This is a genomic window from Amycolatopsis sp. DG1A-15b (assembly GCF_030285645.1).
GTDB lineage: Bacteria > Actinomycetota > Actinomycetes > Mycobacteriales > Pseudonocardiaceae > Amycolatopsis.
Genome location: NZ_CP127296.1, coordinates 6,262,323 through 6,275,027, shown reverse-complemented (window position 1 = coordinate 6,275,027; position 12,705 = coordinate 6,262,323). Strand labels below are relative to the sequence as shown.

Genomic DNA, 12,705 nt, shown 5'->3' with positions numbered 1-12,705 from the left:
AAGGTGGCGGGGCGGTCGTCAGACGCCGCGGGCCATGGCGATCATCCCCTTGCGGTCCAGACCCGCCCTGGTTCCGCCGTCGACCAGGATGTCGGTTCCGGTCAGGTACCCGGGCTTGTCGCCGGCGCAGAAGGCGAGCACTTCCGCGATCTCGTCAGGCGTGCCGAATCGCTTGAGCGCCGCGAACTCGAGCATCTTGCCGGCGCCGGATTTCTCTTCGAGGCGTCCCATGGCGGTGTCGAAGGACCCCGCCGAGACGGATACGGCACGGGCCCCCTTCTTCCCGAATTCGGCGGCGATCTCCCGGGTGTACCAGATCACGAACGCCTTGCTGACGCCGTAGGCGGCGCCGGGGCGCAGCTTCTTCGGCAGGCGGTTCGCCGAGCGTGTGAGCTTCTGCTCGAACTTCGCCACGTCGGTGTGCGCGAGCCGGTAGGTGCGCCTCGGCTCCAGAGCGGCGGGCCGCATGTGCCCGGCGATGGACGCGACGTTCACGAGGGCGTCTCCGGCCGCGGCGGTCTCCAGGAAGGTCCGGGTGACGTGGATGGTGCCCACGGCGTTGATCCGCAGGATCAGCTCGGCTGATCCGGTCTGCGGGCTCACCCCCGCGGCGTCGGCGGCGTCGACGCGCTCCTGACGCACATCGGCGACCACGATCCGATGATCGCGGCCCATGATCTTCGCCGTGGCGAGACCCATTCCCCCGGCCCCGCCGGTGATCACCGCTGTCGCCATTCTCGTTCCTTCCCGCAAGCGGAGCTCGACCGGTCCGAAGAGGAACGCGGGTCAGGCCACGTGGTACGCGGCCTTTTCGCGGAACGTAGCAGCAATGTCTCCCGGGTTCACCCCGAGCCGGAGACCTCGAGGATCACCCGGCACCGGCGGCTCACCACTCCCGGCTCGCCAGCCGGCCGACGGCTTCGGCGGTCTGCCGGAAGCCCTCCTCGCCCAGGACGGCGCGCAGCCGGGTGTTGAAGTCCTCGATCTCCGGGGCGACCCGGACCAGGGCTTCCTCGCCGGCGGGCGTCAGTTCCAGGACCACCGCGCGGTGCTCGCGCGGGTGGGCGCTCCTGCCGAGCAGGCCGGCGTCGGCGAGCCGGGCGACCATCGCCGTCACCGCCGATTCGCGCTGGCCGAGCCGGGCGGCGAGGTCTCGCTGGGTCAGACCGCCTTCGCGGACGGCGAAGAGCGCGCCGAGCTGGGCCGTGGTGATGCCGGCCGCCGCCAGGCAACGGCGGTCGGCGGCCACGCGCAGCCGGTGGGCGGCCTGCTGGAGCAGGAAGAACAGGCGCTGATCGGGTTCGGGCACGCGCCGATCTTGACAGGCGGGGGCCCGGCGCGCCATTCTCGCTTCACTAGTGAAGTGAGGATGCATGCTCGATTTGACAGCAGCCCGCGCGGGCCTGGCGAGCCAGCCGTTCAGCCGGCTGCTCGGCGCCCGGCTGACCGAGTTCTGCGAGGGTGCGGCCACGCTCGAGCTGGACATTCGCGAAGAACTCGAGCAGCAGAACGGCTATCTCCACGGCGGCGTGCTGGCCTACGCCGCCGACAACGCGCTCACCTTCGCCGCGGGCACCGTCCTCGGGCCCGCGCTGCTCACCGCCGGCTTCACGATCGACTACCTCCGCCCGGCGGTGGGGGTGGCGTTGCGGGCCCGCGCCGTCGTGGTGCGGGCGGGGCGCTCCGGAGCCACCTGCCGGTGTGATCTGTACACAGTGGACAGCTCCGGCGCGGCCACGCTCTGCGCCGCCGCCCAGGGGAGTGCGCGCCGGAAACCCTAGCCGTGGCAGCCTTCTTCGTTCAGCGGCCCGAACGACGGCAGCACCAGCCCGCACAGGTAGCCGTCGATCCACCGGCCACTCCCGGCGAGGTTGGTTCCCAGGCGGACGAACGGCGCGAAACCCCGGATCCCGGCGGCCAGGGCGTCCTGGTTGCGCTGCAGCATCGACGTCAGCTGGTCGAGCTGGGCGAGCAGCGGGCCGACCGGTGACTCCCCGATCAGCCCGGACAGCTCCGTTGCCAGCCTCCGCGAGCCGTCGAGCAGGGTGCTGATCGCCGCCTCGCGGTTGCTCACCTCCGCGAGCAGCTGGTTCCCGTCGTCGAGGAGCCGGCGCACCGCCGCGTCGCGGTCGACGAGCGTCTGCGAAACCACGCGCGTGTTGCCCAGAAGCGTGGCCAGCCGGCTGTCGCGTGAGGCGAGGGAGTCCGACAGCCGCGAGAGCCCGGTGAGTGCCGCGCGGACGCTCTGCGGCGTGTTCGCCAGCGTCGCCGTCAGCGTGTCGAAGCTCTTCGCCAGCCGCGCGGTGTCGATGCGGTCCACTGTGGACGAAAGTGCGCCGAACGCCGCGAGGATGTCGTAAGGCACCGTGGTGCGGGACCGCGGGATGGGCCGCTCCGGGTCGAGCGTGCCTTCGCCCTGCGGTTCGAGGGCGAGGTACTTCTGGCCCAGTACGGTCTTCAGCCGGATCGCCGCGCTCGTCGCGTCACCCAGCCAGGCCCCCTTGACCTGGAACGAAACCAGCACGTGGTCGCCGCGCAGCCGGACGTCGGACACCCGCCCGACCTCGACGCCGGCGACGCGGACGTCGTTGCCCTCGCTCAGCCCGGCCGCTTCGGTGAACTCGGCCGCGTACGTCGTCCCGTCGCCCAGCACCGGCAGGGAACGCGCGTTCAGCGCCGTGACCACTCCCAGGGCCAGCACGGTCAGGCCGGCGAGCGCCGTCCTGACCGGAGCATCGGCGGCCCGAGGTGTTGACATGGCGTCAAGAGTGACCCACCTCATGCCCGGGCGCCAGCCGGGTCCCCCGATGAGAGGAATCCAGCGCCGGGTATTCACGGTATTCCAGCGCGTTGGCCGCCCGGTCCGTCATCTTCAGGAGAATGCTGCCGAACAGCCGGGTGCTCAGCATCCGGTAGGCGCGGTTGCGGCCGCGGATCTTCGCGGCCGTGCGCGGCGCGAGGAAGTTGCCGGAGCCCTTGCCGTTCTTCTGCCCGATCGCGGCCGGCTTGCGCAGCCGCTGCTCGTACCTCGCGAACGCCGTCACGTGGTCGCCGCCGGCCGCCGCGAGCTCCCCGGCCAGCACCTGGGCGCCCATCATCGCGAGCCCGGTGCCGGACCCGCCCGGCCCGGCGCACCAGGCGGCGTCGCCCAGGAGCACGACCCGGCCCTTCGACCAGCGGTCGAGGTGGATCTGGCTGATCGAGTCGACGTACAGGTCGTCGGCCCCGGGCAGCGCTTCGAGCAGCTTCGGCGTCTCCCAGCCGGTGTCCGCGAACAACTGCGCGATCAGCCTGCTCTGTTCGACGGCGGTACGGCGGTGGAATTCGACGCCGTCGGCCGCGAAGACCAGGTTGACGTGCAGCCGGTCCGGCAGGCGGTGGCTGCCCACGCTCAGGCCGCGGCCGGGCTCGTTGTACATGATGCTGGTGTGGTCGAGCCCGAGGTGGTTGGGCGCGGTGAACCCGGCGATGCCGAAGCCGAGGTCGCTCCGGAAGCCCGGCTCCGGCCCGAAGGCCGCGGCCCGCACCCCGGAGTGCACGCCGTCGGCTCCGACGACCAGGTCGAACTTGCGCGGTGCGCCGCGGTGGAAGGTGACTTCGACGCCGTCCGCGGTCTCGGTGAGGCTCGTGACGCGGTCGCCGAAGACGTATTCGGTGTGGGCCGCGGTGTGCTCGTACAGGATTCGCGCGAGATCGCCGCGCAGGATCTCGACCTCGCCGCTCCACGCGGCGCCGGGCGCGGTCAGCACGGGACGGCCGTCGAGACCGAGCACGGTCTGGTCGCCCATCGCCGTCTCGTACCGGCGGATCTCGTCGAGGACCCCCATCGCGGCCAGCAGTTTCACCTGTTCACCGCGGAAGTCGACGGCCTGGCCGCCGGGGCGCAGCGCAGGCGCGGACTCGACGACGGTCACGCGGTAGCCGCCGCGGTGCAGCCAGTGGGCCGCGGACGGGCCGGCGATGCCTGCCCCGGAAACGAGCACAGTCCTGGTGGTCATCGGAGGGTTCCTCTCGGGTCGGTGGGGTGCCGACGCCGAGATTGCGGGCGGCCGCTGACGGTCCTCGCACCGTCCGCTGACGGCTCGGCCAGTGCGGCGCGGTTGCAGTCGCTAACATGACCCGGGTGGACCGAGCCGCCGAAGGCCGGATCCAGGAGGACGGCGAAGGAGTCGTCGAGGCACGCATCCTGGATGCCGCTGCTCACCTGATCGCCGAAGAGGGCTTCGGCAGGCTGAAGATCGGCGGCGTCTGCGCCCGCTCCGGCTACGCCCGGTCGGTCGTCTTCCAGCACTTCGGCGACAAGGACGGGCTCGGGCAACGGCTGGTCGAGCACGCCGTCGAGGAGTTCACCGACGCCTACAGCGAGGCTGTCGCGGCCCGCACCGGGTCGGCGAACGCGACGCCGATGGACATGCTGCGCGCGCTGCTGGACATCATCTTCGAGCTGATCCGCACGATGCCGACGCTCAACCACGCGTTCCTGGCCCTGTGGGGCGACGCGGCGGCGGAGTCCTCGGCCCTGCGCGGCGCGCTGACGGAGGCCGACCGCCGGTTCCGGTTCGCCATCGCGCAGACCGTGGCCAGCGGGGTCGCGGACGGGTCCATCACCGGTGTCCGCGACCCCGACTCCTACGCTTCGGCGATGCTGGCCCAGTTGCGCGGGATCTCGATGCAGGCCCTGATCGACCCCGACGGCGTCGACCTGCGAGGGCTTCGCGCCGAGCTCGAGCGCGGCGTCGACCGGTTGTCCGCGAACTTCCGCGGCACGCTTTAAAGGGCGTACACGATTCCCCGCAGCACGATCACGCCGATGAACACCAGCGTGAAGGCCAGATCGAGCGAGAGCCCGCCGATCCGCACCGGCCGCACGACCCGCCGCACCGGCCCGATCACCGGTTCGGTCGCGGCGTAGGCCAGGCCCCGGGCGCGCCGCGCCCACGGCGGGGTGCTCGCCACCACCGCGACCCAGTCCAGCACCATCCGCGCGACCAGCACGAGCAGGTACAGGCTCAGCGCGAACCCGAGCAGTGTCCCCAATGCACCCATGATCCCTCCGTTTCCACTACCCGGAGAACGGGCGGGCGGCGCGGGGAGTGCCAGGTCTGTCCGGTTCACAGCATTTCAACAGGTTCGAGCGCGCACAGCCCGCGCGCCGAGGCGGCGGACAGGGGCGTGGGCCGGCTCGCCCGGCCGGCCCACGCACGACGCCGGGTCAGCCGAAGGTGACCACGAGGCGGCCGTCGGAAGCGAAGGACCACTTCATCGTGCCGGCGTACGACGAGCACCGGGACCCGTTCTTGCCGGTCCAGAACTGGTCAGAACTGTCGACGCTGCCGACGGTCTTGTCGTTCGAGCCGCCACTGGCGAAGCGGCACGAAGTGTCGTTGCGGAACACCGAAGTGCCGGTGTCGAAGGAGAAGTTGCGTTCGGCGTTGTCGATGCCGACGTTGTCCGAAACGGTCATCGAGCCGGGGTTGCTGTTGTAGGTGAACCCGTGGTGGCCGTTGCGGTAGGCGATGTCGCGCCGGACGATGTGGTTGACCGCGATCTTGTCGCCGCCGAGCTTGTAGCCGTTGCGGTCGCCGTTCTTGTTGACGGTGCCGTTGCTGAGGCTGCCGTTGGCGTAGGCGAGCGAGTCCTCGATGGTCACCGGGCCGATCGGGCCGGTGTCGGTCTTGGTGTAGAGGTCCCAGCCGTCGTCGATGTTGTTGTGGGAGACGTCGTAGCGGAAGACGTTGCCGGGGCCGGCGGTGAGTTTCGCGGCGAACCCGTCGGCGTCCTCGCCGTCGGAGTCGGCGTTGTCGTGCGATTCGGAGCTGACGACGAGGTTGTTCGCCGGCCACTGGTCCTTCGGGGTGCTCGACGCGATCCGGGAGATCTGCAGCCCGGAATCGCGGTTGAAGCGGGTGATGACGCGTTCGATGACGTTGTTGCTGCCGCCGACGAAGATCCCGTTGTCCCCGGCCCGCTCGACGACGATGCCGGCGACGCGCCAGTAGGAGCCGTTGACGGCGAGCCCGCGGTTGGCCGGGTCTTCCTTCATGGCCGAGAAGTTCAGCACGGGGGTCTCGCCGGGGTAGGCGGAGAGGGTCTTGCGTGCGCTGGACGTGCCGCTGTTGCCCGGCGCGATGGTGACGGTCTGGGCGTAGGAGTAGGTGCCGCCACGGAGTGAAATGGTGCCACCCGAGCCGATCCGGGTGAGCGCCGAGGGCAGGGTGGTCGGATCCGCCTGCGTACCGGCGGCGGAGTCCTTGCCGTTGGGTGCCACGTAGAGCGTGGTGGCCGCGGCGGCGGCGGACGGCGGTGCCAGCGCGGCCACGGTGACCAGTGCGGCGGCTGCTGTAAGCGCTTTCTTGATGCTTCCGTACGAACTCATGCGCGCCTCCTTGCGGGCAAGAATCGACACCGAATCCGAGAGCGCTCCCAATGGCCGGGGGAACGGGATCTTCGGTGAGGCGACGGTAGCACCGGGCGCGCCGGGCGCGATTGGGCCAAGCGGGTCGTTCGTACTGAAAACGCTTTCAGAGGCCGCCCCCGGGGTGCCCGGCCGGGGCCGGGTCGTCACCGGCCGAGCACCATCGCCCTCGTCACCGGCCGACGGCACACACCATCCACATCGGACACCGAGGTGCCCGGCCGCGCCGGGTGAGTGGGGCTTATCCGCCTGGACGCGGGGGCAGCGGTGGCGGATCCGCGATGCCGTCGGCGGGTTCGAGCCCGAGGACGGCGAGCAGCAACGCGCAGTCGTCGGCGTCGTTCGCCGCCGATGCCACCGCCCGGGCGCCGTGGTAGCGCTGTTCGGGAGTGAGGTCGAACGTCGTTTCCTTGAGCGGTGGTGGTCCCGCAGTGCGCCTCACGTGAACGAGAAGTGTCGAGGGCAGCCGGATTTCCGGGATTTCGCAGTGGTCATCGGTCCTCCGCCGGTCTCGGCGCTTCCGGAGGCACCGGCCGGGGCCGGGCCGGGGCGCGCGCCGGCGACCGACGCGGCGTCAGCCGCCGAACGTTCAGCGTAGCCCCGGCGGCGGGCGGCGTTGGGGTGAAGCGGGGGAAATTCCCCAGGACCACCCGCTTGGCTGACCCCCGCGCGAACCGGCATCCATAGGCTGGATGCCGGTGTCCGGAGCCGGCCACCGCCGACGGTGGGTTCCGGGTGATCCGGCAGTGCCGCCGGCCCGGAAGGGGCGTCCTCGCGCCGTCGTGAAGAGCTTCGACGAGCACCCTGGAGATGGTGGGCATGGCCGGCCGTGAACGACAGCTGACCCGGACGTTCGTCGCGCTGGCCGACACCCTCGCCGAGGATTTCGACGTCGTGGGCTTCCTGCGCGTGCTGGTGCTGAACTGTGTGGAGCTGCTCGACGTCGATGCGGCCGGGTTGCTGTTCTTCGGCGAGCGGGGGAGCGCGCAGGTGCCGGCGTTCTCCACGGAGCGGGCCGGTGTTCTCGAACTCTTCCAGCTCGGCGCCGGCGAGGGCCCGTGGGTGGAGTGTCTCGCCGGCCGGGCTCCGGTCCCGGTCGCCGACATCGCCGCGGAGTCCGCGCGGTGGCCGCGGTTCGCGGCGGAGGCCGCCCGGCAGGGGTACGCCTCGGCGCACACGGTGCCGCTGCGGCTGCGCACCCGGATCATCGGCGCGCTGGACCTCTTCGGTGCCCGGCCCGGTGCGCTGGGCACCGACGACGCCGAGCTGGCGCAGGGGCTGGCGGACGCGGCGACGATCGGAGTGCTGCACGAGCGGGCGGTCCGGCACGGGAAGGCGACGTCCGAGCAGCTGCGGACCGCCCTGAACAGCCGGGTGGTCATCGAGCAGGCGAAGGGTGTCCTTGCCGTGACCGGCCGGCTCGCCATGGACGATGCCTTCACCGCGCTGCGTGGCTACGCCCGCGGCCACAACCTCCTGCTCCGCGACGTCGCCCGCGGGCTCGCGGAGCGTGAGCTCGACCCCGCCCTCGTGCTGGCCCGGCGCGACCACACGCGCTGACCGGCGTCAGCGCCGAGTCGTGAGGTAAGGCCCCGGATCGCCGCCGGCACGGGCGCCGTCGGCGAGCCAGCGGAGGAAACCGCTCCGGTCGCGGCGTTCGATTTCGTCCAGGTAGTCCTGCCTGCGCTGGACCAGGCGACGGCGGGCCTGCGCATCGCGGCTGACGAGCAGCTGGAAATAGCTGCGCCGCCACGCCGTGCACAGCTCGTCGGTGCTCAGCGCGGCGACCGGACGGGCCGGCGGGGGCGGGGTGACCGCGGCGACCGTACCGGCCGCGGGGCGGTGGGCTCTGCGCCGCAGGCCGGCCGCCAGCGCGGCGACGGCGCAGACGACCACCAGCGACGCCGTCACCCAGCCACCGAAGGTCGCCAGCATTCCGGAAACGGTGAAGCACAACGCGAAGAAGATCGCCGCAGCGAGCGCGCCCGCCCGCAGGGCCGTGATCCGCGTCCGCGCCGCGCGTGCGGTGTGCGGGGCGACCGCGGCGACGAGGATGCCGACCGCCAGCCCCAGTACGGCGAGGCCGGCGAGCTCTCCGGGTGGTGTCGTCCGGACGCCGAGCGTCGCGAAGACGCCGGCTACGAGGGCGGCCGCGGACCAGGCCGTGCGTGCGCGCATGGGTTCGCCTCAGCGTCGGGGCGGTGGCCCGGGCTGTCCGCCCGCGCCGCCTCCGGTGATCGTGACCGCCGGGGTCTGAGGCGTTGGGGAAACTTTAGCCGGTCCGGTGGCCGGGGCATATGGTGCGGCCGGACCACCCGGGCGGCGCTGTCGGCGTACCGGGATCGCCGCGTACGGTGGGCACCGCCCCGGACCCCGGCCAAGTGCCTGTCGATCGAACCGGGGAATGCCATGGAAGCCGCGCTGGACGATCTGTACGACGAGTACCCGGTGGGCTGGGTGCTGACCTACCGGTGCAGGCGGACGCCCGGCCCGCCGTTCGGCGGCTGCGCGGCCGGTGTGGTTCTCGGACCGCCCGTGCGGGACGCCGGCACCGGTCTCGAATCCATCCCGCTGGCGCCACTCGGCGACGGTCCCACGGTCTGGGTCCCGGACCGGGACGTCGTGGGCATCGAGCCCCGGTGGGCACCGGCCGGTGGGGCGGCAGCCGGCTGATCACCATCCACAAAGGACACCTGAACGGAGACCACCCGCCTGGCTGACGACGTCGCATCCCGGCCGGGTTTACCGTGGATGGCGCGTCCCGGACCCCGGCGCTCGGCGTTCGAGTGAACGGGGTGGTGACATGGGCACGGCAGAGGGCCCCGGATCCGGCGCGGACCGTGCCTGGCCGGCCAGGCACGGCGGCGGCTACCCGCCGGGCTGGCAGGTCCGGTACCGGGCTCGCCGGGACCGGACCGCTTCCGGCGCGGCCGGCCCACCGGTGGGCCAGGAGCGCATCGGGACGATCACGGGCCCCGCTCTTCGCGACGAGCACACCGGGACCACGTGGGTGCCGGTCCGGCCCTTCTGCGCGGCTCCGGGCACGCCGTTGAAACCGGTCCGGGCCACCGACATCCTCGACGCCTACCCACCCGGCGAACCCGATCCCGAGGAAGCCGCGGACGACGAAGCCCGGGACGACGCGGTGGTCGTCGAGCTGCCCGGCCGCGGACCCGGCGGCCACTAGGGTTCGTGGTCGTGAGCCCGGGGAAGATTCCGCTACGGTCGGAAGCCCCGGAGAGGTGATGTCGGCGTGCTCGGACGCGGCCGCGCGCATCCCCGGTCGTCGAGCCGGGACGCGCTGAGCAGGGGGTTCGCCATCCGTGACGTGTGGGGGGAGCACTCACCGCTGGGACAGCTGTGGGCGGAGGTGACCGCCTTGGCCGGGGAACACGGCCGGGTGCCGTCCGTCGAATTCGTGTGCGAGGTCGCCGCGGAACGGTTCGGGACCGCGGGGTCCTGCCTGGTCGTGACCGGGGCGACCGGCGTGGCGAAGGTGCGCAGCGCGAGCGGCAAGCTCGGGAGCCGGATCCCCGAGATCGAGGTGACCGTGGGGGAAGGGCCGATCCGGGATGCGCTGGAGCTGGCGTCCCCGGTGGTGATCGGCGACCTCGACGCGGTGCGGGTGCTGCGCAGGTGGCCGCTGTTCGCCCCGCTGGCGGTCGAGCAGGGGGCGCGGGCGTGTTTCACGTTCCCGCTGGCGGTCGGCGTCGTCCGGTCCGGCGTCCTCGTCCTGCTGAACGGCTCGCCGATCGAGCCCGAACCGGCGATCCTCCGGGAAACGCTGCTCTTCGCCGACCTGCTGCTGGCGATGATGCTGGGGGAGCAGGTCGCGGGAGGCGGACCGGCCCCCGGACCGGCGGAGGACGAGTTCCCCCTCGTCGGCCGCGAAGTGCACCAGGCGACCGGGATGGTGGCCGTGCAGCTGAACACGCATCCGGACATCGCGTTCGCCCGGCTCCGAGCGCGAGCTTTCGCCGAGGGACGCCGCTTGTCCGATCTCGCGGCCGACGTCGTCGCCCGCCGGACGTGGTTCGCCCCCGATCCGGGCACCGAATGACCTGAAGCCGGCCGCCGCCCGTTGCGCGAGCGGGAAGTGCGGCCGCGTTTCGGCGTGGCGAATCCCGGCATTCCCGGACCGTTCTCGCAAATGCACGCGAAGATTCCCGGCCTGGCGCAGGGAACTCGGCGCGGTACCCGTCCGGCGGTTTTCCGGTGTCCCGGATCGCCTAGTATCGGGATTTCCGGCGCCGCAACGAGACCACCGCGGCCGCACCGCCCCGGACCCTGGTCGGTGAATTCCGCCCCTAGGACACGGAGGCGTTCCGATGGGTCCCCTACCCCGAGTTCCGCACGTCCGGCTCGTGACCACGGATTCCCGATGATCATCACCGCACGCGGGGGAGAGCTGCCACTCCGGGTCGAGGAGGGCGACCTGCGGATGCTCGAAACGACGACCCGTGCGTTCCGTGCCCTCGACTACCGCTGCGGCGGCGGAGTCTGCCGCGCTCCGCTTGCCGCACTCGGATCGTGGACGATGGTGCTGCGCAAGGGAAGCGTCCCGCCGCGACTGCGGCGCCGGCTTTGCCGCGACCTCGCCGACCTGCACAACCTGCGGGCCTGGACGGAGTTCGACTCCGGCCACGACGAGTCCGCGCTCCGGTCGTTCGACGTCGCGGCGGAACTGGCGACGGAAGCCGGGGACCACGATCTGCTCGCCGACATCCGCTACCGGCGGGGTCGCCTGCGCCTGCAGAACGGCGCGGTCGACGAGGCGCTGGCGGAGTTCGAACAGGGGCAGGTGGCGGCGCGGCGGGGGCGGTCCGCCCTGGCGCAGGCGATCCTCTCTCGGCCAACCAGGCGTGGGCCTGGGCCATGCGGGCGGACGAGTCCGCCGCGTTGCGGCACCTGGGCCGGGCGGCCGACGCGTTCGCGGCCGGCTCGGCAGCGGCTCCGTGGGCGCTGTTCTTCGACGCGAACGACCTCTCCGCGATGACCGGAACGGTGTGGGTCGAGCTGGTGTGCACGGTGAACCCCCGGCACGCGGTCCGGGCACTCCCGTTCCTCGACACCGCCGTGGCCGGCTACGGCCCCGAAATGGGCAGAAGTCTTTCGCTGACCCAGATCATGCTCGCCCTCGCGCACGCTGTCCGGCGTGACACGGGGGAAGCCGCGCGGGTGGGTGCCGGGGCCATCGCCGCGGCGCGGGAAATCGGGTCGGTGCGCGCCAAAGGGCGCCTTCGGCCGCTGGAGGCCGTGGTCCGCAGCGGCACACCCACCCGTGAAGGCCGGCAGCTGCTGGTTCGCATCGCCGAGTTCCGGGCCGCGGCCGGCTGATCCCGGCCGCCGATCAGGAACGAGATCCCGGCGATTGATGGCCGGGGCCGGCCGCATTGCCGGTTGTCGGGAAAACCGGACCGGACGCTCAGCTCACACCGCCGTGAGGCTCCAGCACATATATAGTGAGACGACGCCCCAGACCTCGGCGGCCGTGGTTTCCCCGGCTCGGGCCGTCCGGTTCGAGCCCGACCGGACGGCGAGGCACAAGATGTTCGCACGCGTGGCGAGAATTTTCCCGACATTCCCCGGCTGTCTGCCGTCCATGACCACTGCGGTGAGCTCCGCCGCCGGCTGGACAACCGCGCCAAGACCGGCAGCAATTCCCGTCCGTTTCTGACCACCCGGGCGGGAGGCATTCATGGCGACGGTCGAGGGCGCGCTCTTGGCTTCGGCGGTGGCGGGTGATCGCGCCGCCACGGAGGAATTGCTGTGCGTGCTGCGCCCGGGCGTGCTGCGCTACTGCCGCGCACGCGTGGGTGATCGGCCGCACCGCGACAGCGACGCGGAGGACTGCGTGCAGGAGGTCCTGCTCGGCGTGCTCAGGGCGCTGCCGGGCTACCGGTACGGCGCCGGGAAGTTCTGGAGCTTCGTCTACGGGATCGCCGCGCACAAGGTCGTCGACGCGCACCGGCGGCGGGACGACGACCGCAGCGTCCCGGTCGCGGAGTTCCCGCGGGTGCCGTGCGGACTGCGGGATCCGGCATACCAGGTCGAGGACCTCGAGCGGCGGCTCCGGCTGCACGACCTGCTCGCGCCACAGCAGCGGGACGTCGTGATCCTGCGGGTCATGTTCGGCCTCTCCGCCCGCGACACGGCCGACGTGCTCGGGGTCGCGGGCGCGGGCTCGGTGCGGGTGAGCCAGCACCGAGGGCTGGCCGCGCTGCGCCGCCACATCGCCGCTTCGCCGGTTTCGTGACGGCGTGGCCCAGCTCGGTGGTGGGTATGATCGG

Annotated in this window: 17 protein-coding genes; 9 read left to right on the top strand and 8 right to left on the bottom strand. The window is 72.1% G+C overall.

The window, feature by feature from the left end:
* Positions 1-18: 18 nt before the first annotated feature.
* Together QRY02_RS28770 and QRY02_RS28765 are read right to left on the bottom strand one after the other, a co-directional pair.
* On the bottom strand, positions 19-735 hold the full coding sequence (locus tag QRY02_RS28770; RefSeq protein ID WP_285985964.1) for an SDR family oxidoreductase: 717 nt from the start codon (positions 733-735) through the stop codon (positions 19-21).
* Between the two features lie 151 nt (positions 736-886).
* The gene (locus QRY02_RS28765; RefSeq protein ID WP_285985963.1) at positions 887-1,309 is read right to left on the bottom strand and encodes a MarR family winged helix-turn-helix transcriptional regulator; all 423 of its coding nucleotides are present in this window, start codon (positions 1,307-1,309) and stop codon (positions 887-889) included.
* Between the two features lie 64 nt (positions 1,310-1,373).
* Between QRY02_RS28765 and QRY02_RS28760 the strand changes: the two genes are divergently transcribed.
* Positions 1,374-1,781 carry a PaaI family thioesterase gene (locus QRY02_RS28760; protein WP_285985962.1) on the top strand — a complete coding sequence of 136 codons (408 nt, stop codon included), beginning with the start codon at positions 1,374-1,376 and terminating at the stop codon, positions 1,779-1,781.
* Here QRY02_RS28760 and QRY02_RS28755 read toward each other — a convergent pair.
* Positions 1,778-2,758, bottom strand: a complete 981-nt coding sequence (locus QRY02_RS28755; RefSeq protein ID WP_285985961.1) for an MCE family protein — start codon at positions 2,756-2,758, stop codon at positions 1,778-1,780. The genes QRY02_RS28760 and QRY02_RS28755 overlap by 4 nt on opposite strands.
* Positions 2,759-2,762: 4 nt before the next feature.
* Positions 2,763-3,998 (bottom strand): FAD-dependent monooxygenase, encoded by a 1,236-nt coding sequence (locus tag QRY02_RS28750; protein WP_285985960.1) that lies wholly within the window; start codon positions 3,996-3,998, stop codon positions 2,763-2,765.
* A gap of 116 nt (positions 3,999-4,114) precedes the next feature.
* Here QRY02_RS28750 and QRY02_RS28745 point away from each other — a divergent pair, with 116 nt between their 5' ends.
* Positions 4,115-4,774 (top strand): TetR/AcrR family transcriptional regulator, encoded by a 660-nt coding sequence (locus QRY02_RS28745; protein WP_285985959.1) that lies wholly within the window; start codon positions 4,115-4,117, stop codon positions 4,772-4,774.
* On the opposite strand, the gene QRY02_RS28740 is transcribed toward QRY02_RS28745, so the two are convergent.
* The 3 genes from QRY02_RS28740 to QRY02_RS28730 all read right to left on the bottom strand — a co-directional run bounded on the left by QRY02_RS28740 (position 4,771) and on the right by QRY02_RS28730 (position 6,857).
* Positions 4,771-5,046: a YggT family protein gene (locus QRY02_RS28740; RefSeq protein WP_285985958.1), complete on the bottom strand. Its 276-nt coding sequence runs from the start codon at positions 5,044-5,046 to the stop codon at positions 4,771-4,773. The two genes, QRY02_RS28745 and QRY02_RS28740, sit on opposite strands and share 4 nt — an antisense overlap.
* Before the next feature lie 166 nt (positions 5,047-5,212).
* Complete coding sequence (locus QRY02_RS28735; protein ID WP_285985957.1) at positions 5,213-6,376, bottom strand: right-handed parallel beta-helix repeat-containing protein; 1,164 nt, start codon at positions 6,374-6,376, stop codon at positions 5,213-5,215.
* A 280-nt stretch (positions 6,377-6,656) separates the two neighbouring features.
* On the bottom strand, positions 6,657-6,857 hold the full coding sequence (locus tag QRY02_RS28730; protein ID WP_285985956.1) for a hypothetical protein: 201 nt from the start codon (positions 6,855-6,857) through the stop codon (positions 6,657-6,659).
* A 377-nt stretch (positions 6,858-7,234) separates the two neighbouring features.
* Between QRY02_RS28730 and QRY02_RS28725 the strand changes: the two genes are divergently transcribed.
* Positions 7,235-7,975 carry a GAF and ANTAR domain-containing protein gene (locus QRY02_RS28725; RefSeq protein ID WP_285985955.1) on the top strand — a complete coding sequence of 247 codons (741 nt, stop codon included), beginning with the start codon at positions 7,235-7,237 and terminating at the stop codon, positions 7,973-7,975.
* A gap of 6 nt (positions 7,976-7,981) precedes the next feature.
* Here the strand turns inward: QRY02_RS28725 and QRY02_RS28720 are convergent, their stop codons facing one another.
* Positions 7,982-8,593, bottom strand: coding sequence for a hypothetical protein (locus QRY02_RS28720; protein ID WP_285985954.1), 612 nt, complete (start codon positions 8,591-8,593; stop codon positions 7,982-7,984).
* Positions 8,594-8,824: 231 nt separating this feature from the next.
* Here QRY02_RS28720 and QRY02_RS28715 point away from each other — a divergent pair, with 231 nt between their 5' ends.
* The 6 genes from QRY02_RS28715 (at position 8,825) to QRY02_RS28690 (ending at position 12,671) form a co-directional block, all read left to right on the top strand.
* Entirely contained in the window at positions 8,825-9,088 is a 264-nt protein-coding gene (locus tag QRY02_RS28715) for a hypothetical protein (RefSeq protein WP_285985953.1), read from the top strand.
* Between the two features lie 130 nt (positions 9,089-9,218).
* Positions 9,219-9,602, top strand: a complete 384-nt coding sequence (locus tag QRY02_RS28710; protein WP_285985952.1) for a hypothetical protein — start codon at positions 9,219-9,221, stop codon at positions 9,600-9,602.
* A gap of 66 nt (positions 9,603-9,668) precedes the next feature.
* Positions 9,669-10,475: an ANTAR domain-containing protein gene (locus QRY02_RS28705; protein ID WP_285985951.1), complete on the top strand. Its 807-nt coding sequence runs from the start codon at positions 9,669-9,671 to the stop codon at positions 10,473-10,475.
* Between the two features lie 321 nt (positions 10,476-10,796).
* A complete protein-coding gene (locus QRY02_RS28700) occupies positions 10,797-11,411 on the top strand; it encodes an NsdA family TPR-like regulatory protein (RefSeq protein WP_285985950.1) in 615 nt (204 codons plus the stop codon).
* Positions 11,315-11,752: a hypothetical protein gene (locus QRY02_RS28695; protein ID WP_502874137.1), complete on the top strand. Its 438-nt coding sequence runs from the start codon at positions 11,315-11,317 to the stop codon at positions 11,750-11,752. Before QRY02_RS28700 ends, QRY02_RS28695 begins: the two co-directional genes overlap by 97 nt.
* A 361-nt stretch (positions 11,753-12,113) precedes the next feature.
* Positions 12,114-12,671, top strand: a complete 558-nt coding sequence (locus QRY02_RS28690) for a sigma-70 family RNA polymerase sigma factor (RefSeq protein WP_285985948.1) — start codon at positions 12,114-12,116, stop codon at positions 12,669-12,671.
* Positions 12,672-12,705: the final 34 nt, after the last annotated feature.